This window comes from Williamsia muralis (assembly GCF_002735905.1).
Classification (GTDB): Bacteria; Actinomycetota; Actinomycetes; order Mycobacteriales; family Mycobacteriaceae; genus Williamsia; species Williamsia muralis_A.
This window is the reverse complement of record NZ_PEBD01000010.1, coordinates 103,544-115,641: the sequence shown is the minus strand read 5'-3', so window position 1 is coordinate 115,641 and position 12,098 is coordinate 103,544. Positions and strand designations below refer to the sequence as shown.

At 65.1% G+C, this 12,098-nt stretch carries 13 protein-coding genes; 3 read left to right on the top strand and 10 right to left on the bottom strand.

Annotated elements, in window-relative coordinates:
* Positions 1 to 32: 32 nt before the first annotated feature.
* Positions 33 to 1,013: a histidine kinase dimerization/phospho-acceptor domain-containing protein gene (locus CSW57_RS14425; protein ID WP_143696542.1), complete on the bottom strand. Its 981-nt coding sequence runs from the start codon at positions 1,011 to 1,013 to the stop codon at positions 33 to 35.
* Positions 1,014 to 1,155: 142 nt separating this feature from the next.
* Between CSW57_RS14425 and CSW57_RS14420 the strand changes: the two genes are divergently transcribed.
* The gene (locus tag CSW57_RS14420; RefSeq protein ID WP_099383475.1) at positions 1,156 to 1,860 is read left to right on the top strand and encodes an SDR family oxidoreductase; all 705 of its coding nucleotides are present in this window, start codon (positions 1,156 to 1,158) and stop codon (positions 1,858 to 1,860) included.
* Here the strand turns inward: CSW57_RS14420 and CSW57_RS14415 are convergent.
* On the bottom strand, positions 1,857 to 2,657 hold the full coding sequence (locus CSW57_RS14415) for a HugZ family pyridoxamine 5'-phosphate oxidase (RefSeq protein ID WP_099383474.1): 801 nt from the start codon (positions 2,655 to 2,657) through the stop codon (positions 1,857 to 1,859). The two genes, CSW57_RS14420 and CSW57_RS14415, sit on opposite strands and share 4 nt — an antisense overlap.
* A gap of 63 nt (positions 2,658 to 2,720) precedes the next feature.
* Positions 2,721 to 4,079, bottom strand: a complete 1,359-nt coding sequence (locus CSW57_RS14410; RefSeq protein ID WP_189339275.1) for a lipase family protein — start codon at positions 4,077 to 4,079, stop codon at positions 2,721 to 2,723.
* 284 nt (positions 4,080 to 4,363) lie between these two features.
* Between CSW57_RS14410 and CSW57_RS14405 the strand changes: the two genes are divergently transcribed.
* Positions 4,364 to 4,975, top strand: a complete 612-nt coding sequence (locus CSW57_RS14405) for a hypothetical protein (RefSeq protein WP_099383472.1) — start codon at positions 4,364 to 4,366, stop codon at positions 4,973 to 4,975.
* A 143-nt stretch (positions 4,976 to 5,118) separates the two neighbouring features.
* Here CSW57_RS14405 and ykgO read toward each other — a convergent pair whose 3' ends face one another.
* A complete protein-coding gene (gene ykgO / locus CSW57_RS14400; RefSeq protein WP_023960188.1) occupies positions 5,119 to 5,241 on the bottom strand; it encodes a type B 50S ribosomal protein L36 in 123 nt (40 codons plus the stop codon).
* Between the two features lie 236 nt (positions 5,242 to 5,477).
* Here ykgO and CSW57_RS14395 point away from each other — a divergent pair, with 236 nt between their 5' ends.
* On the top strand, positions 5,478 to 6,197 hold the full coding sequence (locus tag CSW57_RS14395; RefSeq protein WP_099383471.1) for a SagB family peptide dehydrogenase: 720 nt from the start codon (positions 5,478 to 5,480) through the stop codon (positions 6,195 to 6,197).
* Here the strand turns inward: CSW57_RS14395 and CSW57_RS14390 are convergent.
* From CSW57_RS14390 to CSW57_RS14370, 6 genes are all read right to left on the bottom strand, one after another.
* Positions 6,168 to 7,394 (bottom strand): MFS transporter, encoded by a 1,227-nt coding sequence (locus tag CSW57_RS14390; protein WP_099383470.1) that lies wholly within the window; start codon positions 7,392 to 7,394, stop codon positions 6,168 to 6,170. The genes CSW57_RS14395 and CSW57_RS14390 overlap by 30 nt on opposite strands.
* Positions 7,391 to 8,773 (bottom strand): YcaO-like family protein, encoded by a 1,383-nt coding sequence (locus CSW57_RS14385; protein WP_223249265.1) that lies wholly within the window; start codon positions 8,771 to 8,773, stop codon positions 7,391 to 7,393. The genes CSW57_RS14390 and CSW57_RS14385 overlap by 4 nt, the downstream gene beginning before the upstream one ends.
* On the bottom strand, positions 8,770 to 10,107 hold the full coding sequence (locus CSW57_RS14380) for a CocE/NonD family hydrolase (protein ID WP_099383469.1): 1,338 nt from the start codon (positions 10,105 to 10,107) through the stop codon (positions 8,770 to 8,772). Before CSW57_RS14380 ends, CSW57_RS14385 begins: the two co-directional genes overlap by 4 nt.
* Positions 10,104 to 10,817, bottom strand: coding sequence for a hypothetical protein (locus tag CSW57_RS14375; protein WP_099383468.1), 714 nt, complete (start codon positions 10,815 to 10,817; stop codon positions 10,104 to 10,106). Before CSW57_RS14375 ends, CSW57_RS14380 begins: the two co-directional genes overlap by 4 nt.
* A gap of 92 nt (positions 10,818 to 10,909) precedes the next feature.
* Entirely contained in the window at positions 10,910 to 11,032 is a 123-nt protein-coding gene (amiA, locus tag CSW57_RS24785) for a streptamidine family RiPP (RefSeq protein WP_023960198.1), read from the bottom strand.
* Positions 11,033 to 11,150: 118 nt separating this feature from the next.
* Positions 11,151 to 12,086, bottom strand: coding sequence for an ABC transporter substrate-binding protein (locus CSW57_RS14370; protein ID WP_189339274.1), 936 nt, complete (start codon positions 12,084 to 12,086; stop codon positions 11,151 to 11,153).
* Between the last annotated feature and the right edge of the window lie 12 nt (positions 12,087 to 12,098).

Here is a 12,098-nt window from a genome sequence, read left to right as displayed (position 1 = left end):
GTTTTAGGGCGCCCTAAGTTGCCGCGATCGCCCTAGGAACGCCCCATCGACGGCGGCCGTGCCACGTCCACCAGGTCGGCGACCAGCGCAGAGAACTCCTCGATCTGATCGATCACATCCGATCGCAGTTCCGCCATGTCTTCTTCGGACATCGCCGACGCACCGGGCTTGCTCGCGGCGATCAGCAACTCGAGGTTTGTCCGCAACGAGGTGAGCGGGGTCCGGAGCTCGTGGCCCGCGTCGGCGATCAGCTGCGACTGCCGATCACGCGAATCCGACAGCGCGGCCAGCATCGTGTTGAACGTGGTGGCGAGCCCGGCCAGTTCATCGTTCCCGGCCACCTGGATCGGGCGGAGATCATCGGTTCGGGCAACCCGTTCAGATGCTCGTATCAATCGGTCGACCGGCCGTAGGCCTGCCTGCGCGACCGTTGTGCCCGCCACCCCGGCCAGGATGGCGCCGGACCCGCCGATGATGCCGAACACCCAGGCGAGCCGGGTCAGCACTGCATGCGTGGAGGTCAGGTCTTTGGAGAGGACCAGCGTGACCCCATCGGTGAGCCTCTGGGCGAGAACGCGATGACCGTCGACATTCGACAGCGACGATTCCCGCTTGCCCTCGATCACTTCGCGTTGACCGGGCCCGATCGGAATGGGACCGGTGCGAACGGTCAGCCCGTTCTGCAGCACGAGTCCGAAGAAGATGCCGTTGTCGCCGTACCGGATCGTCTGCGCGACCATCTCCAGAGATGCCTGGTCCTCGACCTCGATCCCCTGGTTCACCCAGGTCGTCACCGACAGAGCCCGCGACTTCAAGTTGTCGTCGACGCGTTCGTTCAGCCCGTCGCTGACCACCAGATAAGCGGCCAGGGCCATCACCGCGGCGGCCACCGCCACAACCGCCCCTGCCAGCACGGTTATCTGCCAGCGCAACGAACGTCGCGGCGCGCGCCCGGTGCCGCGACGACGCACGGCGGTTCGACGCGCGAGGCGACGCAACGGACTGACGATCACGATCCCAGTGTGGTCCACGAAGGTAAGAGGGGACTGAACCTTCCTCGCACGAGGGTCCGTCACTCCTTTGGCGGAATAAAACACATCACCCCTGGCTTTGGATTACCAAAGCCAGATCCCGACAGCAGAAAAGAGTACGAACATGTCCGTCGACTTCGAAGGCGCAGTGGTCCTGGTGACCGGAGCCAACGGCGGCCTGGGCCGCGAGTTCGTGGAACAGGCGCTCGACCGCGGGGCCGCGAAGGTCTACGCCTCAGCCCGCAGTCCGCGGGACTGGCCCGACAACCGCATCGTCCCCATCGCACTCGACGTCACCGACGACCGCTCCATCCGAGCTGCCGCCGAACTCGCGAGCGACACCACGATCGTGATCAACAACGCCGGAATCCTGGGCGGCGACAATCTGAGCACCACATCGATCGAGACCATCCGCGCAACCTTCGAGGTCAACTTCTTCGGCGCCATCCAGGTGGTGCGAACATTCGGGCCGGTTCTGGCCGCAAACGGTGGAGGAGCATTCCTCGACGTGCACTCGGTGCTGAGCTGGATCGGACTCGCCGCGGACTACAGCGCGTCCAAGGCCGCGTTCTGGTCGGCGACCAACTCGTTCCGGATCGAACTCGCGGCGCAGGGAACGCACGTGATGGGGCTGCACCTCGGCTACACCGACACACCGATGACCGCCGCGGTGGACGCGGAGAAGAACGATCCCGCCGACATCGTCCGGCTCGCCTACGACGGGCTCGCGGCGGGCGACTACGAGGTGATCGCCGACGAGATCAGCGCGAACGTCAAGGCCGGCCTGTCGGCCGGCATCGAGACGCTCTATCCACAGCTCGTCAACTAGTGAGCAGCACGTGCGCGGTGTGCGAGTTCCACCGTGGCCGAACGTAATTCGTCGACCGAGTCGATCGGCGATGCGTACCCCGCACGGGTGTAGGCCACGCCTCGCGGCGTGGTGACGCGTAGATCGAGTCCGTAGCGGTCGGCGCCGGTGCAGGTCACCTCGGTGGTGTCGGGGAAACCACCGAGTGTCTGGGCCATGGCGAGCAGGGAGTCGCGGTGGTCGTTGTTGAGGTGGTCGATCGCGCCGGCCGCCTTGGGGATCACCGGGTCGGGAGACGCGGCGGCATAGGCCTCGGCGGATGCCGAGTCCATGCGGCCGTACCCACCTACCCACCGCACGCGCTCGACGCGCAACACCCAGAGGGAGAAATCGCTGTAGTCGACGTAGTACTTCGCAGCGGGGACCCCGTCCAGGTGCGCCTGACGGGCTGCCGCGTACTCGGCCTCGCTCGGCTTCTCCACATGACCGGCCAGCGTGATGCGGGCGCTGGCCAACGGGTCTGCCTCGGCGTTGGGTGTCACCACCGCGATGCTGGCCCGGGGATTGCCCGCAAGATTGCGTCCGTGTTCGGCCATGTGCGAGACACACAGGACCGGCGACCCGTCGAGCAGACCGTAGGTGATGAACGATGCCCACGGGTCGCCGTCTGCGGTGAGGCTGGCCAGCGTCCCGATGTTCGTGGACGCGACGAGTGTTCGCGCTTCCTCCGCCGCGGACGGCCGCGTGCTGTCGGCGATGTCCGTCAGCGGAGGTGGCACAGAGGGAGCGTCGCCGGGGTCACCGTGATCGAGAGCCATACGCCGAACGCTACTCGACCGAACCCTGACCGGGTCAAGCTTGGCGACCTGCGGCGCCGGTGGTCACGACCCCGGAGTACTCGTGGTCGGGGCGGGGATCAGCGGGCTGGGGGTGGGAATCGGAGCAGGCGCGGATTGCGGACTCCCTGGGGGTGCGCAGTTCGATGGCGGCGGAACACCGGCGAACCGGTCTGCGATCCATGAGACGTATTCCGATTTGGCATCCTTCGGAATGGTCTGGTGGGTGGCCCCTTCATACATTGTGTACTCAACCGGCTTCCCGAAGCCACAAGCCCGTTCGATGTATTGCGTGGTGCCGTTCGGGTTGACGACGGTGTCGGCGGTGCCCTGCATGACAAGAACCGGCGCAGTGGGGGCGGCAAATCCGGCCGTGTTCTCGTTGAGCCGCTGCTGCCAATCCGCCGGTGGCGCGGAGGGTTGCAGAAGGGTTTGTCCGGGCTCGTTGATATTCGAGTTGATCACGTAGGCAAGGTGATTGACACACTGAACACCGGCACCGACCAGTGCTTCCTCACCCGCTTTGGTGACCACACCCGACGCCTCGAGATCCGGGTAGGCGGCCATCAACCCACGAAACACATTGAGCTGCAGAGCAACCGCGTGTGCAGGCGAAGTGGCGTTCGACGGGCCGGCCGGAACCTGGCGAGCGAATTGGGGTCCGTTGTCTGCAGCAGGCGCCAGGGCGGCCGTGCCGAGCAACTTGAGAGGTGCACCGTACTCGGCGTTCTGGCCCATCCACACCGATGCACCGCCGCCTTGCGACCAGCCCAGGACGACCATCTCGTCGCCGGCGCCCGTCTCTTTGATCTGCTGGGCGGCCTTCACCGAATCCCACACATTGTTCGCCTCGGAATCGAGCACGGTGTACTGCTGCACGCCCGGCGTTCCCAGACCTTGGTAGTCGGTCGCCGCCACCACGTATCCCGCAGCCAGTAACTCCGTCAGTGCCGGAACGCCGACATCCTGCTGGAACGGACTGGTGTAGGTGAAGAAGTCGACAAGATCGACCGCCGGTTTCTCCGCCAACGAAGGGGCGCAGTTCCGCCCGCCGCCCTCGGTTCCGTGTGCCCAGGCAACAACCTTGCGGCCCCCGTCTGGCGCGGGGCCCGTGGGCGCCACGACGAATCCCGATGCGGCAACCGCAGTTCCGTCGTGCAGTTCGGATAGATAGAGCACCCGCCACGCTCGGGCACCCTCCGGCGCCGGAACCTCCATCGAGCGAATGATGTCACCGTGCTCGCCCTCCGGAAGCGGAGTCGGCGGTTCGTAGAAGTCGGGGATGCTGTACTGACCGTCCACCGCAGACGTATCCGGAGACGCAGTCCCAGAGACGTTTTCGGTCACAGGAGAAGACGACGAGGCGGTGTTGCCGTCGTCGTCGCTGCCACAGCTCGCGATCATGAGTATCAGTACAGACAGGAACGCGACAGCCGCAGTCGCGGAACCCGGGATTCGGCGCCGTCCCCCCATTGAATTCACAAGCGGAGAATAACAGTCACGGTGTCTGAAAAACGTGACTTTTGGATCTCCGGCAATTGAACTCTTGCTGATCGACTACTTCTAATACCGTCGAACAATCGCGAACTGATGTCGGTTCTGGCAGACTTCTTTCTCTGGAAGCATTGCGTGGCAACGTACTTCGAGGTTAGATCTGCTCAACATCCGACATCACTTCGAGGACTCTCATGAACGCCAAGTCAATGTTCCTGGGCTTTGCGCCCTGGATCATCTTCTCTGTCGTCGCCGAACGCGCCGGCGCCGACCACGTCGCGCTGGCCGCGATCCTCGCGTTTGTGATTGCACTGGGACTCACCGTGTACGAGACCATGCGCAGTGGCTGGAAGATCCTCGACGTCGCCGGTGTCGCGACCTTCGGGATCATCGCCGTGATCGGCCTCGTCGGCGATGACCAAGTCGACGAGTCGCTGGTGAATTTCGGTCGCGGTGGATCCACCTTCGTCTTGGCTGCCATCATGGCGGTCTCGGCGTTCACCATCCCCTTCACCGAGCAATACGCGCGGCAAAGTGTGGATGAAAGCCTCTGGCATACGCCACTTTTCCGTGAGAAGAACAAGAAGATCAGCCTCATGTGGGCCGAGGTCATTCTTGCCATCGCCGTCTCTCACATCATTGCGGGCATCCTCACCTCCTCTACTGACCTCGCGGGGTCGCACCCGGGCAACCTCCTACTGAACTGGATCATCCCGATTGCCCTGATCGTCTTCGCAATCAAGCGCACTCGGGCAATCGCCGATCAACGACCCGCTTCAGCAGAGGACAACCCGACCGCCCAGTAGCTCGCACGCGCCCACTCCCCGGCGTCGAGCGGCCTGCCGGGTCATTGCGGGGGTCTCGGCCAAACAGTGTGGGAGCGAATCTTCTTCGACCGGCTCGACACCGTCCTCACCCCGGCCGACGCGGCCGAACTGCCGCCGACGAGTTATCCCTGCCGGGCCTTGAACCGCGGGTTCCCCTTGTTGATCACATAGATCTTGCCGCGACGGCGCACAACCTGCGAGCCGGGCTGGTTCTTCAACGACTTGAGTGATGCACGGACCTTCACGATGCTCCAATGTCCAAGCGCGGCAGGGTGTCCTGCCGCGGGCCTCCATACGCGACCGGCTTTCGGTGCATTCAGGACATTACCCACTGGACGACCTAATGACAATCATTATCATTAGCGGGCCCGAGTCTCGCAGTCGAGCAACCAGCAACATCGTCACGGCCCCGGGACATCGCCTGCCAGTAGAAGTGTGACGCCGGCCAGGGCGAAGGAGGATTGTCATTAGACTAGATGTCATGGATGGCCTGCTGGGTACGAGAGTTGAGCGCGCACGCGCAGTCCACAGCGCCCTCACCGACTCGGGCCCTCCGGTGTCGCCGATCCGGCTGTCCGAGGGCGACGGGGTGATCACGCTGTGCGAACCAACCGACGCGCCATCGGTTCCCATCGACGGCGTCCTCCGCGACCGGCGCTCGCGGTACAGCTACGGCCCGCTCGGCCACCCAGACCTGTCGGCGTTACTGCGGTGGGCGCTAGGTCCACAGCGCACCGTACGAACCGGCGACGGCGAGGAGCACTCCTTGACCTTCCACCCCAGCGCCGGTGGCCTACCGTCGACCACCGCTTACGTGGTTGCGCTGCAAACACTCGACGAGATACCCATGGGTGTGTACGAGTTCGACCGCGGCCGCCACCGGTTACTCCGACGCAGAACAGGCGACGTACGCGGCGCACTCGCACAGGGGCTCGTTCAACCGCAGTTCGCCCGACGCGCTCCGGTTGTCGTCATTCTCGTCGGCGAACTCGACGCGACACTGACCAAATATTCTGAGCGGCACTATCGCACCCTGCATGTCGATGCCGGCTTGGCTGCAGCACACCTGTACCTCATCGCCACCGCACTCGACCTCGCCTGCTGCGCGATATCCGGGTTCTATGACAACCGGATCAGCGAGATGCTCTCCTTGCAGCGCGGCCAGGTCCCACTACTCGCCTTTGCCGTGGGCGCTCGCTGAGAGGTCGGCGAGCAGCGGCAGCCGGGCGACCCCCATCCGCCAGCCGACAACGGCTGAACACAGCAGGGCCACCGCGCCGACGGACACCGCCACACAGACACCGCCGACCTGCGCCACCGCCCCACCCATCGCAGCGCCGAACGGCGTACCGCCCATGGCGATCATTCGCGCCGTAGTGTTCACCCGCGACTGCAACTCATCGGGCGTGATCGATTGCCGCACAACGATTCCGTTGACGATGATCATCGTGTTGGCAGCCTGGTACACAACCAGGATCACCAGCGAGACGACAAACCAGGGCGTCTGTGCCCACAGCAGCATCGCCCCGGCAGACACGGCGATCCCGGCGAGGGTGATCTTCCCGGTGTCCACGACGCGCTGGATCTTCGCGCTGACGAGGCTGATGAGGAACGCCCCCAGCGCGGTGGCCGCATACAACGCACCCAGTCGGGCGTCGCCGTCACCCAGGCCCAGTCGCCGGACACCCACCACCACCATCAGTCCGACCACCACGCCGTTGGCGAGGCTCACACCGATTCCCACCAGAGTCAGTGCGCGCACCACCGGCTGCTGCCAGATGTATCGCAACCCCTCACCTATCTGGTCCGAGATACGACGGCCCGGAACGACTTCGACGGCGTTCGGGGGAATCGCGATGGTGGCGGTGAGAGCCGCCGCAGACAGATAGCAGCATGCATCGATCGCGATCGCACCGGCGGGACTCAGCGCAGTGGCCGCCACACCACCCAGCAACGGTCCGGCAATCCCGATGACGGTACCCACGGATACCAATGTTCCTGTGGCATCAGCTATTCGGTCCGGCCCGACCAGAGCGGGCACCACCCCGAACGACGCCGCATCGTAGAACACGAACAGCGTGGACACGACGAAGGCAACAGTGAGGGCGTGCACGATCAGGACGTCCCCAGCGACATTCGCCAGCGGAATCGACGCCAGCGCAACTGCACTCAGCATCTGGGCGACAACCAGGATGGACTTGCGGTCGAACCGGTCCGCCACCGCGCCGGCGAAGAGCCCGAACAGCAGATAAGGCAACGACTCGACGGCAAACGTCACACCGGACAACAGTGCCGAGCCGCTATGCTGGTAGACGAGAAGAGGCAGCGCCACCAGCGTGACGGCATTGCCCGCCCAGCAGATCGCGCGCGCGACCACGAATGTGCGAAACGGGTTCACAAGCTCGGAGGGGCCACCAGCAGCAACGAGTTCGGGTCATCCGGATCGCAGCCCGTTGCCTCTGCTCGCGCGACCTCCCGCCACCGCGGCAGACCGAAGTAGGGGAACCCCGCCGGGGCGTTCGGGATCAACCCGGCGGCGCACACCCGCGCCACCCGCAGCGGCGTCAATGCGATATCGGGCGTGGTGATGTCGCAGACAACGATCTGGTGGCCGGCGGCTCGCAGTCGGTGCTCGAGATCCGAGAGGTCGCCGGTGGGCAGTTCGTCGATACCCACCGTGGTGGCCGGTTCGGTGAAGCGCGGCAGCAACGCTTCCTGCGTCAGCGGATCCAGCCACACCTGCGCCTGCGCCCCGAGATCGCGGACATGCTCACTCCGCACACCGGCGGCATCGAGGTAACTGCGGTCCGCCCGATGGTCCAGATACAGCGCGCGGGAGAGCACCCCGGCCTCCATGGAGCCGAACACCCAGCCGTCGGGCTCCAGCAGGCCCCGCGTGAACACCCAACTGTGAATGGCTTCGAGTACCGCCTTCCGGGCGGTCTCGGCCGGGTCGAGCTTGGCGGAGAAGCCCCCCGCCACGATGCCCAGTTCCGGGTCGTGGATCACCGCAGCGACCACCGGGACACCGAAGTAAGCGGGCAATTCGAGCAGGTGACAACGTAATCGGGTGTCACCGAGGTCGTCGGCCAGGCCTGGCACGCTACCGATGTCGATACCGCGGGCGGGCAGGTTCAGATGCCACCACAACGACAGTGAGTCCCGTTCGACGAGTTCGAGCAACCCTCGGGCGGCGGCGTCGTCCAGGCCTGCTCCGGTGGCGATGCCCGCGTAGTTCAGATGGTGTAGCCACGGGTCGCGCTTACGGGTGCCGGTTCGCCAGTTGAGATAGACGTACGACGCAGGCACCAGCGTCGGTTCTCCGTCGTCACCGCGGCCCTCACACCAGGCGATCACCGTGTCATGCGTGAACCGCGCGAACGGGAACCTCGGCGTCTCGAGTTGCCACTCGGCGAAGAAGTTCAGTTCATCGGGCCCCAGATGGCGCACGCCCGCGCTGCGTAACTCCCGAGATGTCGCCCGCAGCAGGTCTTTCGGCACGTAATTGCCGCAGTACCGCTCGACGGCCTCGCCGATCGCCGCGATACGGGCACCCGCCTCGTCGGCGAAGGTGGTTCCGAGGGACACCAGGTCACTCGGCCAGTTCCCATGCGTTCTGGTGTCGGCGATCTCGGCGGTCAGTCCCACATACCGTTCGGGCATCGCGTCGAGCCGGTCCACGGGGTGCAGGGCCCGGATGACGCCAGCATAGGGATCGATCAGGTCCTCGGCCGACAGGACGGTTGATGTGTTCGGTTCTGCCGCAATCGGGTTCATGCCGGCATGTCCAACGTCACGGACTCGACCTCACGAATGACTGCACGCGTTTCGGTGCCGGCGAGGTGGTCGTTGCGCGACTGGAGATCCCGCGCGTGGCGAGGGAAGGAATGCGCCAAGAGGATGAGGACCATCGATTCTCCTGTGTCGAGGTGGGCGGCCACCGGGGTGAGGTGGATCGTCGTGTGCGTGGACATACCGTGCGCCGTCTGTTCGAGTCGACCGTCGCTGCGCCGGATGGCGAGCAGAGCGCCCCAGTGACCGACGGCGTCAGTCGAATGCACTCGCACAGCGGGTGTTCCGACGACCACGTCAGAATGGTTCGGCAGGTCGAGAACAAGGCAATCCGGCCGCGCGGTCGCCTCGCTGAGGTCTGCCCCGTGAGCCATCGAAGGGAAGGGATCGGTGGGGTCGGCGGGAAATCGCCCGCCTGGGAGAACAGTTGACGCCTCGGTGCTCGGCCACCGGGTCAGGTCAACCGTTCCTCCAGGAAGACCGAGCACCTGCGCGCCGGTTGTGGTGGTGCCGGCACACACGTCATCAATCCACGACTCCATGCGGCGGGCTCGGTCGGAGCCGCGCAGACTGTGGTCCCAGGGGCCCATGACCAGCGCCGCCGGGCCACCCCAGGACGTCCAGAGGTCGACAGTGTCCTGCGCAAACCAATCCGCCATGCCACCGACGGCAAGCAACGGACAGCGCAGCCGCGAAACCTCGGCACGGCGTTCACGATCTCGACGATCAGCTCTAATCACTTTCTCCCACGCCGAGATCGGCGGTGTGGCGCGGCGACCGACGTCGGCCACCGGCAGCGTGTCGAGCAGACCGTCAGGGATTGCGACGCCGGGCGATTCGGGTCCTTCTCCGTGTTCGAGCCACCAGCCCACCCGCGACTGCAGATAGAAGCATCCATCGATGTTGCGTGCCGTCTCACCGAGACCGAGCGCGGGAACCGCCACCGACACCCCGCCGACGTCGACCCCCGCCTCTGCCGCAGCGATCGCCGTCTCCACCGCGCAGTGTGCGGAGTACGACGTGCCGTGCAGAATCACCGGTGCGCCGCCCCACGATCGGCTCGCAACCCACTGCAGGGTCGCGAGCCCATCGGCCCCCTCGTTCTCGAACGGCCGAAAACGGCCGCGGGACCGGTGCCGTCCCCGGACATCCTGGGTGACCACTGCGATTCCCCGACGAACCCATGCATGCGCTTCTGCCCGATAGGCGGCGGCATCGTAGGGCGTGCGGATGATGAGGACGGACCTCGGCGCGGTGTCCGGCAGGAAGACATTTGTGTGAAGTCCGTCGACCTGGGTATCGGTCAGCGAACAAGTCATTGCGGCACAGCGGGAATGGGCAACACAGGTCGCCGGACAATCCGCAGGGTGCGTAGGTCGACAGTGGTCAGCAGATGCTGTGAACGGCTTGTCGGCGACTCGGTGACCGACCGACCCTGTCGCTCGTCGATCTCGGTGACGATGAGGTCTGCGATCACATCAGCTGCCCGATCAGACACCGGATGCAGGGTCGACTCCAGCCGCAGCCCGCCGTCAACCGGTCGGTGATGCGACTGTATCCGGTCACGATGGATGGCGCAGGCACGACGCCGGCCGACCACGTCCGCGACACCGACCGCCTGCGGCGTGATCACGTGGATGATCCCGTCGCGATAGCTGGCCAGGTCCACGGCGCCAGTCTCGGCCGGATCAACCGGATCGTCGCTGACGTGACAGACGACGTCAGCGCTCACGCTTTCACCGGACACGCGCGCTCCCAGCCTCTTCGAGGTCGCAGCCGCGATCTTGCCCTGCCCACGCACTGCCACCGTCGGCCGCGCGACGGTGGTGACCACGTGACCTGCGTCGACCAACGCGCCCAGGGCGGCACGGACCCTGCCCGAGGCAGGTGACGCGTCGCCGGACAGCACCGACAAGAGCTCGTGCACCTCGTCACCACCCAGAGTGAGTTCGAAGTGCTCGTCGTCGGCGGTGCGAAGGACAAAGCCCTGATGTGCTTGATATATGGCGGTATTCGGGGACAGCTGCACGGGTCTCGCTTCTCATCCGGTCCCGCGTGCCACCCGGGACGTCACTCGAATGGCACGCGGGCTCTTGACACATCAGGTGATGCGAGGACCTATCAGTCCTCGGAATCCTGTGCGTCGTCGAACGGGTTCTCGACGAGCGCATTGCTGTGGCCCGCGGAATGGGTCGCCAGGCTCACCGGCGCCTGGATGGAACGGAAGAACTCATTGTCGTTCATGAATCTCCTTCGCTTGTAGTGAATTCGGCTGCATCGCAACCGAATCGGTCGCTCATCGAACGACCAGGACCCACGCTAGGGTATTTGATAATCATTTTCAATAGCGTGGCGCCATTCGTCAGGACTTTGCCAACTCGTCCGTCACCTCATCGAGAACGATGCCCAACGACACGGTCCCGCGGCCGGTGGCCCACAGGCTCGCCTCGACCTCGACCACGCGGTTGTTCTGTGCTGCCGCGATCGAGGGCCAGATCGGGTTCGTCGCCAGTCTCGCCGACAGCGGTTCCGCGTCATCGCCGGACGAAAATGCCTGCGCGAAGATGACATCTGGGTTGACGCCTGCGATCTGCTCAACCGACACGGTTGCGAAGGCATCGGTACCGGCAGGCCATGGGTAGTCGCTCACCTCGGCAAGAAGCGAACCGACCGGCGTTTCAACGGAGTCGACACCGAGACTGCCCGGCTCCCCGTACATCGACAACGTGGTGAGGTCACTTCGGTTCTGGCGCGCGGTTTCGACGCGCTCGACAAACGATTGGGCCGCAGCGTCCGCCTCTGCCTGCTTGCCCGTCAATTGCCCTACAGTGCGCAAGAACTCGACCGAGTCCTGCCACGAGGACGGATCGACCAGATACAACGGCGCGGACTCTTCGACAGCTGCTCGCAGCCCGTCTTGTACTCCACCGAGCCCGATGACCAGGTCGGGCTCGGACATGGCGATGTCTTCCACGTTCTCCTCACCGAAGCCGCCGGTGATCTTTCGCATGTCCGCGTCGGGTCCGAAGAACCGGTCATCGAGCGCCAGATCCTCCCGATAAGCGACGGGGGTGATCCCCACCTCCTTGAGAGCGTCGACGCAGATCATTGTCAGACAGGCGATTCGGCCGGCCGGGCCCTCCAAGGTGACCGTGGTGCCGGTTGCGTCGGTCACGACGATCGACTCGGCGGCCGGCTCCTCACTGTCGGTGCCGCAGGCTGCCACCCCCAGTAACGCCAATGCCGATGCGGCCGCGACGAGGCCGCGGGTGGTGGACAGAGCAATGGACTTGCGCATTCGATCTCCCTT